Origin of the sequence: Vibrio sp. J2-3(2022) (genome assembly GCF_021725735.1) — a bacterium.
In the GTDB taxonomy this organism is placed as follows: domain Bacteria; phylum Pseudomonadota; class Gammaproteobacteria; order Enterobacterales; family Vibrionaceae; genus Vibrio; species Vibrio diabolicus.
Window position 1 is genome coordinate 1,175,001 of sequence record NZ_JAKKCK010000001.1, and the last position, 19,833, is coordinate 1,194,833.

Below are 19,833 nucleotides of genomic sequence, written 5' to 3' on the forward strand. Positions count from 1 at the left end.
ATTGGCACCGAGAACGTGTAGCAAGTCATTGTTTTATAAGAATATAAACAAAAACGCAACTTTTTAGATTAGAACCTGCTCACTTAGTGGTTGCCTAAATTACCTTATGCGAGAAGAATAGTAAGGTATTAAAATTTAAAGGCATCTTTTATGTGTGACAGGACAAGCAAAAACGAAAACCGTATTCTAACCATTTCAGCCCTTTTAGCATCTGGGTTCGCTGCTGGTGGTATGGTACTTGGCTTGCTTGTAGGATCAATTGTCATCGTTTTTGACGGTGTTTACTCTTTGGTCAGCTTACTGTTAACTTTATTGTCACTGGCCGCTTCCTACTATATTAACAAGCCCTCAAAATCTGTATTCCCATTTGGAAAAGCGGTCTTAGAGCCAATCGTTATTGCGATAAAAGCGGCTGTTATTTTAGTGGTTGTAAGCTTTTCTCTTTACTCTGCAATTTCAGCATTGATGTCCGGAGGCCGTGAAGTCGATGCTTCTATTGCCACTCTATTCGGCATCGTAAACGTCATCGGTTGTGGTTACGCTTGGTGGTTTATGGCTAAACGCAGCCGTCGCTTCTCATCAGGCTTGATTGAAGCAGAGAAAAAACAGTGGCAGATGGATACGCTATTAAGTGTAGCGGTGACGGTAGGATTTGTAGCTGCTTGGGCTGTATCACTAACGCCATTCGCTGAATATGCGGTTTATGCCGATCCTATGATGATGGTGCTAATGGGCTTCTACTTTCTGAAAGTTCCTTTTGATATGTTGGTTGGTGCACTACGTGAGCTACTAATGATGACACCAAGCAAAGAGCTATGTCAGGTCGTTGGCAATGATGTACTAGAGATAGAAAAAACATCTGACCACCAGCTAAAGTTAGCGGGTATCACTAAAGTGGGCCAAGAGCTTCGCATTAACATCGATTTGCACGTCGATGACGACACCATTGCATTGGATAAGTTGGAACAAACTCGTACTCAGTTAACGAAACGTCTGTCGAAGCACAGATTCAAACTGCAACTCCATTTAAACGTCGCAAACTGTTAGAGCACGAAAGAAAAAGCTCCCGACCGAGGGAGCTTTTTTCTTTCTGTCATTTGAGCATACAGCGCAAAGATAAAACCAGATAATTTTGGTTTAACCTGCTGCTTCACGCTTCTCCTTGGTGACAACCCAGCAAAGCAAAGAGCCCACCGTAACCATCACAACCCCCTGCCAAAAGCTCGGGCTCAACGTCACACCAAGAATAATGGAAGAAAATAGCGCAGAGAAAATGGGTGTAAAGTAAGAAAGTGTCGCAAGAAAGACCATGTTTCCGCCAACAATCGCGATGTTCCACAAACCATAACCGCCAGCCATCAACGCCGCAGAAGCAAAAAGGTAGCCCATTGCTTCCCATGAAAAAGTCATCTCTGGCTCATCGGCAAACGCATATTTCACCCATAACGAAACAGCAGTAGCAATGAAAAACAACGTAATCGCGTTATGTTTGGATTGCTGCCTCTGGGTTAAATTACAATAAAAAGCCCATATAACTGCTCCTGCGAAAGCCATAAAGTAAACCAAAGGGTTACTACTGACATTGGACATAATCTGAGTAACGGATAAGCCATTCTCACCACTCACCGTCCACGCGACTCCGATAAACGCCAGCGCAACCGCTGGATAAAGCAGCCAGTTTGTTTTTTTGTTACTGCCTAAGACCGCAAACAAAACGGTGAGAGCTGGCCAAAGATAATTGACAATCGACACCTCAATAGCCTGCGCACGCGAGTTGGAATATCCCAGAGATAAAGCGAGAAATATTTCATAACAAACGAACATCGCGCCACCAAGCACGAGATACTTTGAAGAAAAGTACGATAACTTCGGAATGCCAACTACGATAAGAAGGAAAATAGAACTGAGAGAGTACAACATGGCCGCCCCGCCCACGGGACCTAAGCTCTCGGTAACCAACCTGGCAATGCCAAGTAAGCAACTCCAAGAGAGGATGGCAATACAACCATAAAGTGTGAAACGAAATTGCACTGATTTCATGTGACCTACCACTCACGAATGCCAAAGGAAACATCAGCTTAACTCAAAAATGATCAGGTTCAACGTACTGTTTTATAAAAATCAGTATAAAAATCACTCCATTACGCAGTTGGAGTCGATATGAAACATTTTCTGCCCTCGAGTGTTATGCTTACACCTTTTGTTGTGCGCTACTATGATGAAGAAGACGACGATAGCGAAATCGCCGAAACTGATTCGAGCACTCAACATCTAAAAGAAACAGAGCAACAAACGGAAACCTCAGACTAAAGGAATTCTCAAATGAAAAAAGTCGCAGTTATCTTCAGTGGTTCAGGTGTTTACGATGGCACAGAACTGCATGAAGCCGTATTAGCACTCCATGCCATTGAAAAAGAAGGTGCATCATGGCATTGCTTTGCTCCTAACATCGATCAATTACACGTGATTAATCATCTAACTGGCGAAGAGATGGACGAAACACGAAATGTGTTGGTGGAATCTGCACGCCTTGCACGTGGCAATATTGATGATGTTGCAAGATTAAACCCAGATGAGTTTGATGCCCTACTCTTACCTGGCGGTTTTGGTGCCGCTAAAAACCTCACTGACTTCGCTGTATCAGGAGCTGAGTGCTCGATTAATACACACGTAGCTCAAGCATGTCGCGCATTCGCTCATGCGAAAAAGCCAGCAGGTTATCTGTGTATTTCTCCTGTCATTATTCCGATGATTTATGAGCATGGCGTGAAAGGCACCGTAGGCAACGATGAAGCGATCTCGATAGCATTTAATCAAATGGGCGGTGAGCACATCACTTGCTCTGTCGAGGATATCGTTTTTGATGAAACACACCTCGTTCTATCAACCCCTGCTTATATGTTGGCAGAGAATATCTCTCAAGCGGCATCAGGTATCGAAAAGTTAGTATCAAAGCTGATTGAAATTGCCTAATTATTGATAGATAACTTATAAACCTACCTCTCATCCCCATTGATAGTTAAGTTATTAATGGGGATTTTTTATACTTTAGTCTAATTTAGAGATATATCCGTATTAGATATCAATTTTTGCCAATCGATTGCGTCACTGGTTTCATATTTGTTCTACTTTATATCTGTGTTGCACCTATACGCTGTGCAACAAGATCACTGTCACAGTTTTTCTCTTGCAAATACCTCTAAATAGGTAAACTTGCTTCAGATCAACTTCAATCTGGAAACGAGTGTGCGACAGTAAATGGCAAATTAAGAAAGATTATTAAAAATAACGACGGAGCTATCCAATATGACAAGTGCATTTTTTATCCCTACGGTAAACCTAATGGGCGCTGGTTGTTTAAAAGACGCAGCAGACAGCATCCAATCTCAAGGCTTTAAAAAAGGTTTGATCGTTACGGATAAGATCCTTAACCAAATCGGTGTAGTCAAACAAGTTCAAGACCTTCTCACTGAACGCGACGTAGCAACCGTTGTGTACGATGGCACTCAACCAAACCCTACTATCACCAACGTTAATGATGGCTTAGCTTTACTAAAAGAAAACGAATGTGACTTCGTTATCTCACTCGGAGGCGGCTCACCGCACGATTGTGCAAAAGGTATCGCTTTAGTGGCGTCAAACGGCGGCAAGATCGGCGATTACGAAGGCGTTGACCAATCCGCAAAACCAATGCTGCCTCTCGTATCAATCAACACAACGGCTGGTACTGCTTCTGAAATGACGCGTTTCTGCATCATCACAGATGAAGAGCGCCACATTAAGATGGCGATTGTGGACAAACACACAACACCATTGATGTCAGTGAATGATCCTGAATTGATGCTTGCTAAACCTGCGTCTCTTACTGCCGCAACAGGTATGGATGCGCTAACACACGCGATTGAAGCTTACGTATCTATCGCTGCGACACCAATCACTGACGCGGTAGCAATCAAAGCAATTGAACTGATTCAAGCTCACCTTCGCACAGCAGTGAAAAACGGTGAAAACCTTGAAGCTCGCGAGCAAATGGCATACGCACAGTTCATGGCAGGTATGGCATTCAACAACGCATCTCTTGGTTACGTTCACGCAATGGCGCACCAACTAGGCGGCTTCTACGACCTGCCACACGGTGTATGTAACGCGATTCTTCTACCTCACGTACAACGTTACAATGCGCAAGTATGTCCAGAGCGTTTACGTGACGTTGCTAAAGCAATGGGTGTTGATGTTGAAGGTATGTCAGCAGAGCAAGGTGCTGCGGCGGCCATTGATGCTATCGTTGAGCTTGCTAAAGATGTCGGCATCCCATCAGGCATTAAAGAGCTTGGTGCGAAGCTAGAAGACATCCCAACCCTAGCGGACAACGCGCTAAAAGACGCTTGTGGTTTCACTAACCCGAAACAAGCAACGCACGAAGAGATCTCGAAGATCTTCGAAGAAGCGATGTAGGCTCGCTAAGTAAACAATTCTCTAGTCTTAATTCAATCCCCGATCTCGTATTGGGGATTTTTTATGTTCGCATACCCTGCCAAACGTCCTCTTTTAGTGTTAGCTTTTAAGTATCTTGGATTCATATTGGAAGGAACCATGAAAACTATCACTGCGACCCTACTCGCTTGCCTAGCTTTTTCTATCGATGCTGCGGACTATCGTGCCAATGAGGTCGCCAATGGGTTTCAAATCCCATGGGGAATTGAATTTCTCGATAAGCAACAAATGATCGTGAATGAAAAAAACGGCACCGTTTCATTACTTAATATTGCTTCGGGAAAACAGCAAACCCTCTTCAAAGTACCGAATGTGAACACCAGTGGGCAAGCTGGTTTATTAGATGTAGCTCTAGTGCCGAATACCGCTCCACAAAATCCACAGGTTTTCTTTACTTACAGCAAACGTACCGATAAAGGAAATACTGTAGCCTTAGCGACCGCACAATTGAAAAACAATCAACTTGTGGGTTGGAAAGACGTCTTTGTCGCCGACGCCATCACGGACACCAGTCGTCATTACGGCAGCCGTATTGCGTTTGTCGATGACAAGGTTTACTTCTCAATTGGGGACCGTGGCGAACGTGGTAATGGGCAAGACACTCAAACCCATGCAGGCACTATTCTTCGCCTCAACCTTGATGGCTCGGTACCACAAGATAATCCATTCAAGACTTCTGAGGCTCGCCCTGAAATATGGAGTTACGGGCACCGTAACCCACAAGGCATGTTTTACGACGAAGCAACAAAACAGCTTTGGTCGATTGAGCATGGCCCTCGTGGTGGTGATGAAATCAACCTGATTAGGAAAGGTGCAAACTACGGCTGGGCAAAAGTCTCTCAGGGTAAAGAGTATTGGGGACCGTTAGACGTTGGAGAAGCGAAAAGCTTACCGAATATGGAAGACCCAAAGTTGGTTTATATTCCGTCTATCGCGCCAAGCAATATGGTGGTGTATCGTGGTGATAAGTACCCAGAGTTGGATGGAAAAATCCTCGCCGGTGCCTTAAAGCTGGCGCACATCAACGTGGTTTCTATTGAGAATGGCAAGCTCACCGAATCAAAAAGATTGATGGAGAATCTTGGCGAGCGAGTCAGGGATATCACCATCAGTCCGGATGGCTATGTCTATTTTTCAACAGATACAGGCAAAATTTTCCGTCTTGAAGAGAAGTAATCAAACACCAACATCATTGAGACTATTTAATTTGTGACGTATCAGTGATTTATTTTCGTACAAGTAACACGTTTGAATCTAAAATTAACAATAACCTTTTGTTTTTAGAAAGATAGCTTGGTTTAAGTCGTACGAGGTCATCATGGTTCCTTTTCCATTAAAACTTGAAAGAGTCAAAGCCGTTATTTTCGACTTAGACAATACGCTCGTCAGCTCCGATATGAACTTCAAAGATCTTCGTCAGCAACTAGGCTGTCCACAAAACGAAGATTTATTGGATTTTGTTGATAAGCTTGACCATCCACATCAGAGAGAGCATGCCCATAATGTTATCTTTGATCATGAAATTTCTGATGCTGAGCAATCATCTCCGATGCTGGGTTGCCACGAGCTTTTGGCATACTTACATCAGCATAAAGTTAAAACCGCGATAGTAACGCGCAACTGTTTGATCGCTACGCAGCGTAAGTTGGAACATAACCGAATTGATGTTGAACATGTCCTCACTCGTGAATGCTACCCAGCAAAACCTGATCCTTTATCGCTCCAAGTCCTAGCCAAAGAGTGGCGATTAATGCCAGATGAAGTACTTTATGTGGGCGATTTCCTTTATGACCTACAAGCCGCATACAACGCCCAAATGCCATCCTGCCTTGTTCACCACAATACGACTGCACAATTCCGCGACTCCGCCTCTCTTGCGGTAACAGAACTGACCGATTTACTCGAACATTTTCAGTCTTTTAAGCACATTCGCGACTAACTAGGTACTTTCATAAACAAAAGGAGCACTCGCGTGCTCCTTTGACTTATTCCCGATTTATTTATGCGTCCCCAAGTGAGTGCTTGGGTGATGCGTCGCTTAGTCTTGTAGGTAAGCGTTAAGCATCCACATTAATTTTTCTTGCTCACGGATGTAGTCACCCATCAATGCCGCGGTACCTTCGTCGCCTGCTTCACCCGCGTTTTGTAGAATCTCACGCTGTTTTAGAAGTAGAACGCTAAAGCCTTGAACCAGACCTTGTACACACTCCTCACCAGAAGTCGCGTTTTGATGTTCTTTAATTTCACTTGCTTCCAAGTAGTGGCTGAATGCGTGCGCTGGTGTATGACCCAAGGTAAGAATACGCTCTGCAAGCTCATCGATTTTTGTTTGCAGATCAGTGTAGATCTCTTCAAATTTTACGTGCAGTTCGAAGAATTGCGCACCTTTAATGTTCCAGTGGTAACCGCGAGAGTTCATGTACAACACTTGGTAATGCGCTAGCAGTTGATTTAGCTGTTGAGCTAGTTGTGCTGATTGTTCGCTGTCTAGACCAATTAGGCTTACTTGTTTGTTCATAATCTTGCTCCTAGAAGGATGATACCAATCGTAGTAACGAACGATTCTCTTACCGGGATTGGTATAAAATTTAAAAATTCTTTTGCAGTATTTGCTGCCGATGGAGTCATATTACGACTCCGGCTCGGTGAAGAGAATTTGGTTTTAGCTATGATTTAAATAGCTAAATCCAATGAGCAAGTAGACGAATATCGGCGTATCATCCAACAAAAAGCCCCAACCCTTTTTGTGTAAAAAGGATTGGGGCTTTTTTACTATTTGGTTAACGTTCAAAAGTCGATGAACAAATGTAAACCTTATCTACGCCGTTTTGAAAGTTGCCATCTGTTGATTCAGCTCAGTAACTTGCTCTTTTACTTGCAATGACGTCTCTGATGCACGTTGGCTGTTATTCGAAACCTCATCCACTGATTGAGTAATATCGGACATTAATCCAGTGATCGAATTGGTCGCATGAGATTGCTGCTCTGCCGCTGCCGCAAGTTCTGCCATTTGTTCATTCAAAGAGCCAATTTGCTCAGTAGTAACAAGCAAACGAGTTACCGCTCTTTCAATGTGCTCCGCGCCCTGCTCCGCAAGTGATTGGCTGTGTTCAATTTCCTCAACTACCGAATTAGTCGAGCGTTGAATCGCATTGATGATGCCGTTGATTTCTGTCGTCGACTGAGTAGTGCGAGTCGCCAACATACGCACTTCGTCCGCCACAACCGCAAAGCCTCGTCCTTGGTCGCCCGCACGCGCCGCTTCTATCGCGGCATTCAATGCCAGTAAGTTAGTTTGCTCTGCCAAGCCTTCAATCACTTCAGTCACTCGACCAATGGCTTCGCTCTCTTTGCTTAACTGCATCACTTGCGTACTCGCGGTTTCAATGCTGCCATGTAAGCTTTCCATAGTGACTTTGTTTTGCTCTAAAGCATCACGACCTTGTTCAATCTCACCTTTTGAATCAGAAAGCTTCTGCACTGATTGATTGGCTTGATCTAGGGTGTTACGCGCGGCTAAAGCGATTTCATCCAATTGGCTTCCCATTTCAACAATGCTGGTTTGTTGCTGTTCTACATTCGATGAGGTGACTTGCGCCGATTCCAACAAAGCCCCCATACTGGTATCCACTTGGTGCGCTTTCTCACTCACCCCTGCCACGATGCTCGCTAACGATTGGTTCATGCGGTTAATCGAATCGGTAAGGTCTGCCAATTCATCTTTCCCAACAACAGTGAGCGGAGGCTGAGAAACGTCCCCTGAAGCGATCGTCTTAGCTCGCTCCGATAAGTTTTTCACTCGGCGACCAATGGTGTTACCCATGTATTTTGAAATCGCTACCGCGGCAAACAAAACCAACGCTGCCGCAATCAGCATGGTGGTGAGTACGTTTTTGATCGACTGATTAATACCCTGTCCACTTTGATCTGCACGACTTTGTTGAGCCAATACGATCGTTTCTAAACTTTGGTCTAGGGCATCCGCTGCTGGCAACAGTTCGTTCGCCATCAGCAAGTTTGATTCGTTCCACTCTGGCGACTGACGCAATGCAATCACCTGCTCTGCTAAAGGAAAGTACAGTTGCTGCATTTCTTTAAACAGTGACCACAGTGATTGGTCGTTATCAGTAAGTCTGTCGAGTTTGCTGTCGATTTCCGCCACAGACTGATTGTGGTACTTAATCAAGTCATGGTATTTGTCTAGGTGATCTTGCTGCCCGTACAACAGGAAATCTCGCAAGGCGGACAGAGCATTGGCGAGCGAGGTATAGCTGTCGGCGTAAACTTTAAACAGACGTTTTCTGTCTCCACCAAATGGGTTTCCTGACTCTTCATTGATTAAGCTTTGAAGCTGATCAAGTGCCACTTCTGCAATGGGTGCCGCTTCGTTAATAAAGAGGTTGTGCGCGGGTAAGTTCTCATCACTGTGGCTGAGCTCAATCAGCTTGTTCAAAGAGACTTTGACCGCATCCCACTGACTTTGAATCGCTTGAAAATCCTGTTCAGAGATCAAAGCCTGCAACGTTGGAAGCGACTCGTCTGTTGACGCCATGATATTGCGTACGTCCTCACTCAAACGTGCGCTCGCCTCTTCATCGCCACCTAGCAACATGTAGGCTCGAATAGAGGACAGCGACGCCTGAACGGACTGTTGGATACCGCGACTGGTGTCGACGGTCGGTAAATCGGATTTAAGTAACGAAGAGGCGTATTGCTCTACAGTGGTGACGTTGCGATACGTGAATACCGCTGATGCCATAAAAAGTACGGCTAGCAGCACAAAACTGAGCTGCAACTTCCCTGATATCGTAAGGTTCATCCATAAACTCCTGACAACGATGAGCCTTAAATATAACGATGTTTACAAAAATGTTAAACGCTTGTATCAAAAACAACTTCAGAACAAGGCATTATTTGTGATTGATTGCATTATTTAGGGATAGCAGCTAAATGAAAGGCGTCTTTAGTAACTATACCGGATATTAGCAAACACCAAAGTTGCAGGTGTTTCTCCAAATAAGCTGCCGTCCGTACCGTTAAAATGTTGAACTACAGTTAGCAGTTGCCAATTATTACTGAGTGAATAGCTGCTGGATAATCCAGCAAAGTAAGAGCCATCATCATAGTAACTAGCCGATAAGGTGACGCGGTTGAGCGCCGTTAAGTCGAAGCTAGCATCGGCATAAACAGTATGCTCCGTGAAGCTCAAGGTTTTCGCAGAGAGAGGGAGGTTTAGGTAAGTTAATGCGCTGCTCGCTGGCTTTGGTTCAGAAATAAACAACCAAGCACCTCTCACCATCCAGTTACGCACACCACCAAAACTGTAGTCTGATTCCAAACTAGCGACTGTCGTATCCTCAGTAGGCTGACCTTGATGCTTTGTATCAATAGGATCAAACCAGCTTAACTCGCCTCGAAACCCAGCTTGATAGATATCAGTCGCGAACCCTGCTCCAAGAACATAGTCTTGCCGAGATCGACCCGCAATGATTTGATAGTCCCAACCAGAAACGTTGGAGAAATATCGTAGTGACGTGCTGTTTTCTTTAGACTGCTTTGACGGAGAGAAAACGAGATCTAACCCAGCGGCAAACCCAAGTTTTTTACTCACCATGACAGCGTCGGTGCCCGCCCGCTCTTCGTAATCAAAGTCGTAAATAGAATAGGCGTTGTAGATGTCGTTTGGGTTCCAAATGGTGTTCATTGACCAGTTGACCCGGAACCGCCCTAACCTTGCACTCCAATCTTGGTCACTCCAAGAGACGTAGAGTCGATCCAGTTGGGTATTGAGGATTGCATTATCTTCTCGCCAGTTTTTGCTTAGATCAAAATACCCATTATCAAGCGCCACGAGTTCCGCATATCGAGGGATCTCAAGCGCATCGCCCCACAATGCTCTATTCCTTATACCGAGATTTATTCGCCATTCAGGAGAAAAGCGATATTCAACGTTAATCCGGTTATGGAGTAGATGGTCAAGGGTATTATCCTGCTCGTCAGGCATACTATAGGTCGCCATGTATTTCACATAGCCATTGATATCCCATGCTTTTTCAGGCTCCAAACCCGGTATGCTGGCATTAGTTTTAATGCAAATTACCGCAGGACTTAACGCAAAAAAAAGCCGCAATAACTTGGATAGTAAGCTTACGCCTTCTACTCTACCACGCATGGCTCTTCTCTATGGTGTTATCAATGTTGGCAAAATCTCGTGCCAAACGCCCGTCCTCAAATACTATGATTCGATGTGCGCGCTTAATAACTCTAGGATCATGGGTAGAAAAGATAAATGTCGTGCCTTCTTTTTCACTGAGTTGTTCCATGATATCAAGCAGCTCGGCTGTACTTTTTGCATCTAAGTTGGCGGTAGGCTCATCTGCCATTACAAACCTTGGTTTTGGTGCCAATGCTCTTGCAACCGCAACTCTCTGTTGTTGGCCTCCAGACATTTTACTCGGACGTTTATGCATCTGCTGTGATAATCCAACCTGTTGCAGTAGCGCGCTGGCGCGTTCACGACATTCCCTTTCTGTTTTCCCTTGCAATTGCATAACAAACTCGACGTTTTCAAGAGCTGTCAGTACGGGGAGCAGACTATAATCTTGGAAGATAAAGCCAATGTTATCGCGTCGATAAGCGATCAACTCTTTTTCTGACATATCAGAGATTAAGCATCCATCAATTTCCACTCGTCCTGATGTAGGGGAATCGATCCCGCCCAACATGTTTAGTAGGGTCGTTTTCCCTGAACCAGAAGGTCCCATAATAGCGACAAACTCACCTTGCTTGATCTCCAAATCTACGCTCTGAACCGCATGTACCGGAAAGTCACTCTTTGGGTTGTACGTCTTGGATAAGCCTTCCAATTTAATCGTCATTACGTTTTCTCCGCCATGGCATCCGCAGGTCGATGTTTGAGAATTTGCCTTGCTGGATACAAAGCCGCAAATAAGCTTGCGACAAAAATAGCCACAATAATCAATTGATATTCATAAAACGACACTCTTGGATAAAGCAAGGTATCGACGCCATAAGCACCTAATCCATCCGCAAGTGCGCCAAGCGATAAGCCAGTAATACTCAGTATTTTCAACATGACTGCGCTTCCTAATAACCCTAGCGCGCAACCACTCAAACCAAGGAATAGCGTTTCCAAAATAATCAGTGTGCGAATTTTATGCTGCTGCATGCCAACCGCCATTAACACCCCAAACTCTTTCGTTCTTTCAAAAACTGACATCAGCATGATATTGATGATTCCCAGAGTCATGGCAAGTACGAAAACGACCAACATAATTTGGTTAGAGATATCCATTGAGCTCATCATTGTTGCGAGTAAAGGCTGTATTTCTTGCCATTTTCTCACGACCAATTGTTCACGGTTGGCTTGTGGCAATATTGATAACGTAAATGCCTCAGCACTTTCTAGCTGTTCAGTCTCGTTGGAGTTCAACAAAACGCCAATTTCATGCGCACCCGACAAGCCTGCGATTGTTTCGAGATCGACTTTACGTACGTAGACATTACCGTCATCAAACGTGGTGGATGGCGTTTTAAAAATACCTCGAATGCGAAAAGCTGCGCCAGATACATCACCCTTGATGTCAGATAATGTTAAAACCACTTTCGATCCAACACGCAGCTTCAACCGATTTGCGGTTTTTTGCGAAACAAGAATGGGGTTTCTTCCCACTTCGTTTAACCATTCTCCGTCTATCACATGGCTTTTAAGCGGTGTGATACTTTGCTCTTGTTCAATATTGATGCCATTGATCCGAACGCCTCTCGTACTACGCGCAGAAGCAATCATGCCATCAGCAAGAAATCGCGCCGATACCGCTTTAACATCTTGATGTGCAGCCAAAGCGGCCGTTATCGTTTGATAATTCGTTATTGTGTCACTAAGGTCAGGATTATTAAGGTAGGATTTCTGATGCACTTGTAGATGACTGGTTTGCCACGCAATCGCGTTTTTGATCATGCTGTCGACCAAACCGTTCATGAATCCAATCATGGCAACAACGCCCATTAAGCCGAACACCATCGCTCCCAGCATAATGGAAGTTCTGAGCTTGTTCCGCCATAAATTACGCCACGCCAATTTAATCAACATGCGCGCCCCCTTTTAGCCCACTAGCAATGGGCAAGCGAAGAAGTCTAGCCATCGGATACATCAGACATAACGATAAAATAACGAGAACGACAAGAATTTGATCCATTAACAAATACGGGTCTAGCGAAACAGGTACGATTGGTTCAAAGCCACTCTCCAGCATCACTTGTGCAGCATCGCCTGTAATCTCAATCGGATTGATATAGAAATACGCAAGCACAGGCGCGCTGATCAAGCCACCGAGCACAAGACCAATAACGGAGATAAACATCGATTCAATGGCGACGAGCCCCATAAGCTTGCTGCGCAACATACCCGTCGCGAGCATCACCGCAAATTCACGCTGGCGCTCTAACGTCATCATCAAAATCGTGGCAAACAGGCCAAAACCAACAATGCCGTACAAGATATAGATCAAAAAGATCCCACCCGCTTTGTCCAAGGCGATCTGTTGGGAAAGTTCTGGCGACAGCTCCTGCCAGCTTTTTACTGCGACGCCATTCCCGTAGTGGCGCTTTAGTTGTTTAACAATGTCAGGCAACACGCGTAAACTTTGAGTGTTAAGGACCCATGCGGTGACTTGGTTATCAAGCGAATACAGCGCTTGTGCGGTATCAAGAGGCATGTAGACCAACTGAGAATCTAACTGCTGCAAAGGAAAGTGCAAAATACCGGACACCTGATACAGTCCAGCCGCCGTTTGACCACGATAACCCGAACCATACAACACCAGTTCATCACCAACGTTCAAATGAAGGTAGTTTGCCAAACCCTCACCAACAAGCACCGAGTTTTGTCCAGATGCAATAAAGCGCCCTTGTACGATTTTGTCACTAATGCTGGAGTAGCTATCTTCAGCGTCAGGCTCAACGCCGAGCACCATCACGCCTTTGGATCGTTCGTCTTTGGCGGCAAGCGCAAATGACTCAATTCTCGGCAGAACGATGTCGATATCAGGGTTGTTTTTAGCAGATGCAATGAACGCTGACGTTTGTGGAAGGACATCATCAATGCTGGAGGAGTCCCCAAAATCGGGATGTTGTAGCTGAATTAATCCCGTATAGAACTTCGCAGCGTTTTTAATATTTGAGGAGTAACTTCCTTCTTGGAACGCTCGAGTCAGTAAGGAGAGAAACAGAACAAGAGCTAACGCAGAAGCGGTTAACAATGTCCGCCGTTTTTGCCGCCATAGATTTCGCCATGCGAGCTTGATGAGCATCCGATTCTCACCTCTTATCTAAACCAAAATCCACCCTAATCTCGCAGAGCCTTCATTTGCTGCTGGGAGAAAAAATCATCATCGATATCAAAATCAAATTGCGCTTCGTGCGTAATCAAAACCGTTTTATTTCCTGGTTTATCTATCGGCTGCATCTCCATGCGAGTCGCAACGTCTCGCCCACCCAACGTTTTCACATCGTAAGTCGTCAAAACATTTACCAGTTCATCAAATTCATCGTAAAACTCGACTTTGCGCTGTAAAAAGCTCGTTTGAGAGATCCACAGTCTGACTTTGCTCCAAACCACTGGGGCGTCAGGCTTGGCAAGTGCATCAACTACCCAAACTTTGTCACCATCAAAGGTTTCACTTTGAAGCAGTTGATGTTGATAATCGACAACAATAGAAGATTGGTTAATTAAATCATCATTCGTGAAGTCTGATCCCATCCAAGACTGACTGAGCATGGATGGCGCAATTTTAATCACTCGCTCGATACTCGGCACCCAATTCCACATTTCTCTATGACGTTTTAACGAGGCGCTACCTTTATCTTTCGCCGGAGCAGTCACCAAGACCAAAGATAATTCCGTACCTTTCGTCCAACTCTTCATGGTCATTGAACGTGACCAGTCAGGGCGAACAATTTTCATGGTGGCTTCGCTATAACTGGATTTTCCGCGCATCGCTTGATCAGACTTTTGGACTATATCGAAAGCGCTCTCAGCGTAAGAAAAAGAAGAGAGAAGTACACAAGCGAGAACACAAAACGTTTTATACATACCTTCCCTTTGTACCGACACGACCTAGAATTTGAATCGAAACGGGTATAATAATTTTAAATTCAATTGAGTATAGCAAGTGAGGATTTAGAAATAGCGATTGGTGACTCAAAAATGCTAAGGGACTTGACGAAGCTCAGGTTGAAACTGGCTGTCTGTTATGACTTGAAACACCGCGCGATTTTTACCTTCAGACTTACCTTGATACATCAGTTGATCAGCGTCTTGTAAATTCACGATATGAGTAAATTCAGGGTAGTATGCGCAGCCTAAGCTAATGCTCAAATGAATCGCTTGCCCACCAAGGATAATAGGTTGTTCGTACACGGCTTTGCAGAGCATTTGAGCAAAGTTGCGCGCTTCTCGCTCAGAGAGCGATGCCGTCACGAGTGCGAACTCTTCTCCGCCAATTCTCGCCAATGTCATACGTTCATCAGTCATTGATTTTGCTGTTTCAGCCACGGCCACTATCGCTCTATCTCCGACAAGATGACCGTATTGGTCATTAATTGATTTAAAATCATCAATATCAAATACCATTACCGTCAAGCTTCGCTGCAAGTGATTCAAGAGCGCCAATTGTTCAATCAAGTGTCTACGGTTGTAGAGTTTTGTTAGGGAATCCGTTAACGTCATCTCCAGCAATTGCTGGTTAGCAATCGTCAATTGTCTTGTGCGCAGCGCAACCATGCGTTTGAGTGCGAAGATATGATACAGCGTCGCGACCGCCATAACGAAAATCGCAATAGGTAGGAGATAAAGAGGATAGACCGTTTTCACCACACTCCAGCGATTGAGGATCCTTTCTCGATCTGTATCGATAACTTTTTCAAACGCTCGAGAGACATCCAAAATGGAAGCAGAACTATGCAACCCTGCTGCAATCCGAAGGTCTTTACTATATAAATTTATTACAGGAACAAACATGCCTGCTCCCGGCATAGTTGCCATATAAAAGTTAGCTACTTGAAGGTCCGCGACGAAATACAGCACCTTCTTATCGACAGCGGCCTGTATCATCGTGTCGTTATTAATGTACTCTGCAATAGGCGCATTAGGATAATTCGTCTTAATAAACTCAGACTCGTAACTTCCTTTAACGACACCAATTGGCAACGTCATTTCACCAGCTAAAACACTTTTGACATCAATCGAAAGCACGTCTTGATTGACATATAATTTAGTTTGAATGGGCATGATAACTGCGCCAAAATCCAAGTAATCGGCTCTTTCCGATGAGTAAACCAATCCCGCGTGAAAGTCAGCACGCCCCTCTTTTACGGCCTGTAAAGAAGCCTCCCAATCAAGAAGCAGAAACTGAACATCAATTTGGTTGTCCGCCGCATACGCTTTCCAGAAGTCGATCAAAATGCCTTTGGGTTCACCGTCTGGGCTAAGGTAAGAGAATGGCTTCCAAGCTTTGGAGTTAGCAACTATTAAAGAATGAGACTCTGACTTGTGCGCATACGTCATCGGGCAAATAGACAGCCATAGTAGTAACAAAGAAGCACACGCTTTTGTACACTTGCAACCATAAGTACCATAACTCGTCGATGACATACCTACTTCTCACCAGTCTTTTTAAACCATAATCTCGGCTGTTTTGTCTGATCTAAAGATATAGCAGAGCGGTGTCGGACAGGAAGTGGCTCCTATTGATATGAATCTAACTTAGTAGGTTTTAGTACTTATTTGGTACTTTTCAGCGTCTAGTTTTAAGAAGAAAGCTAGCCAGTATAAGGTGAGATAAGAGTGATTTAACTAACACTAAACCATTGAATTTGAATAGGTTGATAAAAAGCAGCATCAATAAAAAAGCCCTATTCAAAATCCACATCGGGGAGAACTTTGAATAGGGCTCTTTGCCTCTATGCTTCATTTTCCGACTGAAGCTGCCTTTACCTTTTTTCGCTTTTACGACTCGTGTTCTGAACAATTGACTGGTGACAACCGCTTTTAACGCATTGTCCTTGATTTCACCTCTGCCGAAATCGGTCTCGTGTTGTAACTCATTCGGCTGAGGACTGGTTTTAGGTTTTGCCATAAATCCTCCTTAATGGTCGAACCAGATTGGACAATAATTATATAAATAAGTCAAATTTATAGATTTAGTTGAATTTTATGCTGAAAAACTTCACATCACCGTCATTTATTTGAAATTTAATCAAAAACATGCTGGTTAAATAGTGACTAAATACAAATATTTGTCCATAAAGCACTAATATATGTTGACTCTTCGTGGAATTAACCTAGACTCAAACACGGCTAGAAAGAAAGTTCTTTGTTTTCACATTTCGTTGGATTACTTGTAACCCGTCGTCCTGTGGTACGCAATAGCAATTTATTTTTCCACGCTATAAGCGCCGTTGAGGCGAAAGATTACATTATTTAGATATTTAGGAAATAGACATGTCTAACACAGCTACTGGCACAGTTAAGTGGTTCAACGAAACTAAAGGCTTCGGTTTCATTCAACAAGAAAACGGTCCTGACGTATTTGCTCACTTCTCTGCAATCACTGGTGACGGCTTCCGTACTCTAGTTGAAGGCCAGAAAGTAGAATTTGTTATCTCTCAAGGTCAAAAAGGCCCTCAAGCAGAGCAAATCAAAGTACTTTAATTCTTAAAGAATTTGATACGATAGCCAGCTTCTAAAGCTGGCTATTTTTTTGTCTATAACTTATTTTTGCCAACAAAAACGATATAAATCCATGGCTCTTAAACCGACTATTTATAAATTTCGTATCGCCATTTCCGATATGAATAACGACTATTACGATTCTAAAAATCTAACTATCGCCCTTCACCCTTCAGAAAAACCTCAACGAATGCTGGCTCGTGTTTTAGCTTACTGCTTAAACGCTCAAAGTAATTTAGAGTTTACGAAAGGGCTTTCTACAATTGAAGAGCCTGATTTATGGCATGTTGGCGATGATCAAAGCATTACTCACTGGATTGAAATTGGCGAACCAGAACCAGAAAGAATTAAGAAAGCCTCTCGCCTAGCAAAACACGTGAAAGTCTACACTTATAACACTAAAGCGACGGTATGGTGGGATAAAATGTCAGGAAAGTTCTCAATGCTTCCCGTCAACGTAGAAAGCTTTGACTACGACGCTATCGACTTGATTTGTCAGCACCTTGACCGAGGCACTAGCCTTTCTGTTATGATTACCGGCAGCTCTATTTTTGTTGATATCAACGATCAACACGTCGAAGTAACGGTGAAGGAACTAAAAAGCCATGACGTCTCTTAATGAACTGAGTCAAGAGATGGGATTCAAAGAAATTCCCTTCGTTAAAGAACATAAAGCGGCAAAGCGACGTTGGTTAAAAGAACAGTCACAACTGTTTACAAAAGTTTGTGAGAACAAACCCGCCACGGCGCCTACTCTTCACCTGCTTGGTCTTTTGACTAAGTCGCATATTGAAGCCAGCGCTAACGAAGCCAGCGCTAACTATGAGCAACATGCGCATTCTGCCCAGCAAATGCAGCAAGTGCTGACTGACTCCTTGGGTGATGAGCACGCGGATAAGTTCACTAACCAGTCCGCAGAAGACCTTATCTTGATAACTCACCTTTGGCTTTATACTCAAGGCTATTTGAATATGGACTTTAGCTTGGCGCACGATCATGCCGAGCAAACTCAGAATACATTGCAACACGAGCTTGTTGTAAAACGCATGGATGTTGATGCATTCAGAACCGAACTGATGCAAAGCTTTTATCTAGGTAGAGAAGCCAGTCCAGCTTCGACTAGCGGTTTTTGGGGCAGGTTAAAACGCTTATTTTCCGCATAAAATACATGGTTTTATCCATTTCAAACAACTGATAGACTTCACGCTCAATGCAACAAGCATCATTATTGCATTTTTAAAGGACAATTACCCAATGAACATCAAGGGATCATTATGAAGTTTATCCGTTGGATTTTAGGCAAGGTTATCTTATTGCTGAACGCCGTGTTCTCACCTCGTGGTATTAAACGCAGTGCAGAAGAACAACAACGTATTGATGAAAAAGCAAAGCAATACGCACTTTACCAATTTGAAGCTTGCCCTTTTTGCGTAAAAGTCCGCCGTGCAATGAAGCGTCAATCAGTGAACATTGAGCTACGTGATGCAAAAAATAACCCGACTCATCGAGCTGAACTAGAGCAAGGTGGTGGACGAATTAAAGTCCCTTGCCTGCGTATCGAAAAAGATGGCGAAACACAGTGGCTATACGAGTCATCTGACATCGTCGCTTACGTTGAAAAAGAATTTGCCTAAGTTCCCCCTATGAACATTGGCGGATGTAAAAGAGGCACCATACAGGTGCCTCTTTTCTATTCAGTCTAGCTGCTCGTTGCTATGCCTAGCCTTTGGGTTCACTCTTCTTGCTCATTCCCAGACGGAAACGCCAGTAAACACATAAGGGCTTAGTGAAAACAACACGACGTAGTTTATCGACCAACCATCGCCTTACTCATCAACGATCAGCGTTAGCTCTACGCGTCGATTACAAGCTTTGCCACTGGCTGTCGAATTACTGCACTGCGGCACATACTCGCCAAAACCTCTAGAAAATACGCGTTGACGAGGAATACTCGTCGCCAGCAGTTGCTTTTCCACTTCACGAGCTCGCTTTTCTGACAACGTGTCATTAAAGCTGGCAGCTCCCGTGCTATCGGCATGGCCATCGATCACGACATCCACATCCGTTCTTCCTGCTAGATAGTGACCAATGTTTCGAATCCAGTCTTGAGATTGCGCTGATAACTGAGCAGAGCCAGTTTGAAAATGCACTTGCTCTTTCAAACGTATCATTAAGTGACCGCCACTGAGTGTCTCATGAGGAATATTGTGCCTGTTCAGAAACATTTCCAGAGAGGTCACATTTTGCGACTTTTTTACTGATGCCCTCTCAGTCTGATACGTGCGAGGTGAAGAAGCCACACTGGAGGCGCTCGGATAGCCCCACTCAGGATGTCTCAGCTCGGTGTTTGTTTTAGGAGCTGTATCTAAAATGTTCCCGCCAGGAACCATGTCTTGATCAAGGCTACTGCACCCAGTCAGAATGCCGCAAACAATTAAAAACCACTGCTTCATACCATTACCAACGTAGAAAAACTCTTGTCCATTGTGTCGACAAAACACGCCAAATCTTTAGCGCTTTTATCCACCGATTGGTTTGTATATGCAGCGTTCATGCCACTAGAATCAATATCAAGTCTCTCTCAAATA

Annotated in this window: 21 protein-coding genes; 10 read left to right on the forward strand and 11 right to left on the reverse strand. The window is 44.1% G+C overall.

Features of this window, described 5'->3' with window-relative positions; genetic code table 11:
• Nucleotides 1-150 precede the first annotated feature (150 nt).
• Entirely contained in the window at nt 151-1,047 is an 897-nt protein-coding gene (locus tag L3V27_RS05050; protein WP_046873689.1) for a cation diffusion facilitator family transporter, read from the forward strand.
• A 90-nt stretch (nt 1,048-1,137) separates the two neighbouring features.
• Here L3V27_RS05050 and yddG read toward each other — a convergent pair whose 3' ends face one another.
• Nucleotides 1,138-2,040: an aromatic amino acid DMT transporter YddG gene (gene yddG / locus L3V27_RS05055; protein ID WP_237311201.1), complete on the reverse strand. Its 903-nt coding sequence runs from the start codon at nt 2,038-2,040 to the stop codon at nt 1,138-1,140.
• A 120-nt stretch (nt 2,041-2,160) separates the two neighbouring features.
• On the opposite strand from yddG, the gene L3V27_RS05060 reads away from it, so the two are divergent.
• The 5 genes from L3V27_RS05060 (at nt 2,161) to L3V27_RS05080 (ending at nt 6,433) form a co-directional block, all read left to right on the forward strand.
• The gene (locus L3V27_RS05060; protein WP_006742043.1) at nt 2,161-2,310 is read left to right on the forward strand and encodes a hypothetical protein; all 150 of its coding nucleotides are present in this window, start codon (nt 2,161-2,163) and stop codon (nt 2,308-2,310) included.
• A gap of 12 nt (nt 2,311-2,322) precedes the next feature.
• Nucleotides 2,323-2,973, forward strand: a complete 651-nt coding sequence (gene elbB, locus L3V27_RS05065; RefSeq protein ID WP_104972772.1) for an isoprenoid biosynthesis glyoxalase ElbB — start codon at nt 2,323-2,325, stop codon at nt 2,971-2,973.
• A gap of 333 nt (nt 2,974-3,306) precedes the next feature.
• On the forward strand, nt 3,307-4,455 hold the full coding sequence (gene yiaY / locus L3V27_RS05070; RefSeq protein WP_005391135.1) for an L-threonine dehydrogenase: 1,149 nt from the start codon (nt 3,307-3,309) through the stop codon (nt 4,453-4,455).
• A gap of 138 nt (nt 4,456-4,593) precedes the next feature.
• Nucleotides 4,594-5,670, forward strand: a complete 1,077-nt coding sequence (locus L3V27_RS05075; RefSeq protein WP_237311202.1) for a PQQ-dependent sugar dehydrogenase — start codon at nt 4,594-4,596, stop codon at nt 5,668-5,670.
• A 142-nt stretch (nt 5,671-5,812) separates the two neighbouring features.
• Entirely contained in the window at nt 5,813-6,433 is a 621-nt protein-coding gene (locus L3V27_RS05080; protein WP_065646930.1) for an HAD-IA family hydrolase, read from the forward strand.
• A gap of 99 nt (nt 6,434-6,532) precedes the next feature.
• Here the strand turns inward: L3V27_RS05080 and L3V27_RS05085 are convergent, their stop codons facing one another.
• The 9 genes from L3V27_RS05085 to L3V27_RS05125 form a co-directional block, all read right to left on the reverse strand.
• Complete coding sequence (locus L3V27_RS05085; RefSeq protein WP_237311203.1) at nt 6,533-7,012, reverse strand: Dps family protein; 480 nt, start codon at nt 7,010-7,012, stop codon at nt 6,533-6,535.
• Between the two features lie 300 nt (nt 7,013-7,312).
• Entirely contained in the window at nt 7,313-9,313 is a 2,001-nt protein-coding gene (locus L3V27_RS05090; protein ID WP_237311204.1) for a methyl-accepting chemotaxis protein, read from the reverse strand.
• A gap of 144 nt (nt 9,314-9,457) precedes the next feature.
• Nucleotides 9,458-10,666: a hypothetical protein gene (locus tag L3V27_RS05095; protein ID WP_237311205.1), complete on the reverse strand. Its 1,209-nt coding sequence runs from the start codon at nt 10,664-10,666 to the stop codon at nt 9,458-9,460.
• Nucleotides 10,656-11,372: an ABC transporter ATP-binding protein gene (locus L3V27_RS05100; protein WP_005391145.1), complete on the reverse strand. Its 717-nt coding sequence runs from the start codon at nt 11,370-11,372 to the stop codon at nt 10,656-10,658. Before L3V27_RS05100 ends, L3V27_RS05095 begins: the two co-directional genes overlap by 11 nt.
• On the reverse strand, nt 11,372-12,607 hold the full coding sequence (locus L3V27_RS05105; protein ID WP_237311206.1) for an FtsX-like permease family protein: 1,236 nt from the start codon (nt 12,605-12,607) through the stop codon (nt 11,372-11,374). Before L3V27_RS05105 ends, L3V27_RS05100 begins: the two co-directional genes overlap by 1 nt.
• Nucleotides 12,597-13,826 (reverse strand): ABC transporter permease, encoded by a 1,230-nt coding sequence (locus L3V27_RS05110; RefSeq protein WP_237311207.1) that lies wholly within the window; start codon nt 13,824-13,826, stop codon nt 12,597-12,599. Before L3V27_RS05110 ends, L3V27_RS05105 begins: the two co-directional genes overlap by 11 nt.
• 35 nt (nt 13,827-13,861) lie before the next feature.
• Nucleotides 13,862-14,608 carry an outer membrane lipoprotein-sorting protein gene (locus L3V27_RS05115; RefSeq protein WP_006742052.1) on the reverse strand — a complete coding sequence of 249 codons (747 nt, stop codon included), beginning with the start codon at nt 14,606-14,608 and terminating at the stop codon, nt 13,862-13,864.
• A gap of 117 nt (nt 14,609-14,725) precedes the next feature.
• Nucleotides 14,726-16,168 (reverse strand): sensor domain-containing diguanylate cyclase, encoded by a 1,443-nt coding sequence (locus L3V27_RS05120; protein ID WP_237311208.1) that lies wholly within the window; start codon nt 16,166-16,168, stop codon nt 14,726-14,728.
• A 142-nt stretch (nt 16,169-16,310) separates the two neighbouring features.
• On the reverse strand, nt 16,311-16,652 hold the full coding sequence (locus L3V27_RS05125; RefSeq protein WP_006742054.1) for a ribosome alternative rescue factor ArfA: 342 nt from the start codon (nt 16,650-16,652) through the stop codon (nt 16,311-16,313).
• Between the two features lie 365 nt (nt 16,653-17,017).
• On the opposite strand from L3V27_RS05125, the gene L3V27_RS05130 reads away from it, so the two are divergent.
• The 4 genes from L3V27_RS05130 to L3V27_RS05145 all read left to right on the forward strand — a co-directional run bounded on the left by L3V27_RS05130 (nt 17,018) and on the right by L3V27_RS05145 (nt 18,879).
• Entirely contained in the window at nt 17,018-17,227 is a 210-nt protein-coding gene (locus L3V27_RS05130) for a cold-shock protein (protein ID WP_005375625.1), read from the forward strand.
• Between the two features lie 91 nt (nt 17,228-17,318).
• Complete coding sequence (locus tag L3V27_RS05135; RefSeq protein ID WP_005391156.1) at nt 17,319-17,864, forward strand: YaeQ family protein; 546 nt, start codon at nt 17,319-17,321, stop codon at nt 17,862-17,864.
• Complete coding sequence (locus tag L3V27_RS05140; protein WP_237311209.1) at nt 17,851-18,408, forward strand: hypothetical protein; 558 nt, start codon at nt 17,851-17,853, stop codon at nt 18,406-18,408. The genes L3V27_RS05135 and L3V27_RS05140 overlap by 14 nt, the downstream gene beginning before the upstream one ends.
• A 111-nt stretch (nt 18,409-18,519) precedes the next feature.
• Nucleotides 18,520-18,879, forward strand: coding sequence for a glutaredoxin (locus L3V27_RS05145; protein WP_053809555.1), 360 nt, complete (start codon nt 18,520-18,522; stop codon nt 18,877-18,879).
• Nucleotides 18,880-19,071: 192 nt separating this feature from the next.
• Here the strand turns inward: L3V27_RS05145 and L3V27_RS05150 are convergent, their stop codons facing one another.
• A complete protein-coding gene (locus L3V27_RS05150) occupies nt 19,072-19,698 on the reverse strand; it encodes an OmpA family protein (RefSeq protein ID WP_048625248.1) in 627 nt (208 codons plus the stop codon).
• Nucleotides 19,699-19,833: the final 135 nt, after the last annotated feature.

Excerpts from the sequence above, each read along its gene's own strand:
- L3V27_RS05050 (WP_046873689.1), top strand. The coding sequence starts at position 151 with ATGTGTGACAGGACAAGCAAAAACGAAAACCGTATTCTAACCATTTCA.
- yddG (WP_237311201.1), bottom strand. The coding sequence starts at position 2,040 with ATGAAATCAGTGCAATTTCGTTTCACACTTTATGGTTGTATTGCCATC.
- L3V27_RS05060 (WP_006742043.1), top strand. The coding sequence starts at position 2,161 with ATGAAACATTTTCTGCCCTCGAGTGTTATGCTTACACCTTTTGTTGTG.
- elbB (WP_104972772.1), top strand. The coding sequence starts at position 2,323 with ATGAAAAAAGTCGCAGTTATCTTCAGTGGTTCAGGTGTTTACGATGGC.
- yiaY (WP_005391135.1), top strand. The coding sequence starts at position 3,307 with ATGACAAGTGCATTTTTTATCCCTACGGTAAACCTAATGGGCGCTGGT.
- L3V27_RS05075 (WP_237311202.1), top strand. The coding sequence starts at position 4,594 with ATGAAAACTATCACTGCGACCCTACTCGCTTGCCTAGCTTTTTCTATC.
- L3V27_RS05080 (WP_065646930.1), top strand. The coding sequence starts at position 5,813 with ATGGTTCCTTTTCCATTAAAACTTGAAAGAGTCAAAGCCGTTATTTTC.
- L3V27_RS05085 (WP_237311203.1), bottom strand. The coding sequence starts at position 7,012 with ATGAACAAACAAGTAAGCCTAATTGGTCTAGACAGCGAACAATCAGCA.
- L3V27_RS05090 (WP_237311204.1), bottom strand. The coding sequence starts at position 9,313 with ATGAACCTTACGATATCAGGGAAGTTGCAGCTCAGTTTTGTGCTGCTA.
- L3V27_RS05095 (WP_237311205.1), bottom strand. The coding sequence starts at position 10,666 with ATGCGTGGTAGAGTAGAAGGCGTAAGCTTACTATCCAAGTTATTGCGG.
- L3V27_RS05100 (WP_005391145.1), bottom strand. The coding sequence starts at position 11,372 with ATGACGATTAAATTGGAAGGCTTATCCAAGACGTACAACCCAAAGAGT.
- L3V27_RS05105 (WP_237311206.1), bottom strand. The coding sequence starts at position 12,607 with ATGTTGATTAAATTGGCGTGGCGTAATTTATGGCGGAACAAGCTCAGA.
- L3V27_RS05110 (WP_237311207.1), bottom strand. The coding sequence starts at position 13,826 with ATGCTCATCAAGCTCGCATGGCGAAATCTATGGCGGCAAAAACGGCGG.
- L3V27_RS05115 (WP_006742052.1), bottom strand. The coding sequence starts at position 14,608 with ATGTATAAAACGTTTTGTGTTCTCGCTTGTGTACTTCTCTCTTCTTTT.
- L3V27_RS05120 (WP_237311208.1), bottom strand. The coding sequence starts at position 16,168 with ATGTCATCGACGAGTTATGGTACTTATGGTTGCAAGTGTACAAAAGCG.
- L3V27_RS05125 (WP_006742054.1), bottom strand. The coding sequence starts at position 16,652 with ATGGCAAAACCTAAAACCAGTCCTCAGCCGAATGAGTTACAACACGAG.
- L3V27_RS05130 (WP_005375625.1), top strand. The coding sequence starts at position 17,018 with ATGTCTAACACAGCTACTGGCACAGTTAAGTGGTTCAACGAAACTAAA.
- L3V27_RS05135 (WP_005391156.1), top strand. The coding sequence starts at position 17,319 with ATGGCTCTTAAACCGACTATTTATAAATTTCGTATCGCCATTTCCGAT.
- L3V27_RS05140 (WP_237311209.1), top strand. The coding sequence starts at position 17,851 with ATGACGTCTCTTAATGAACTGAGTCAAGAGATGGGATTCAAAGAAATT.
- L3V27_RS05145 (WP_053809555.1), top strand. The coding sequence starts at position 18,520 with ATGAAGTTTATCCGTTGGATTTTAGGCAAGGTTATCTTATTGCTGAAC.
- L3V27_RS05150 (WP_048625248.1), bottom strand. The coding sequence starts at position 19,698 with ATGAAGCAGTGGTTTTTAATTGTTTGCGGCATTCTGACTGGGTGCAGT.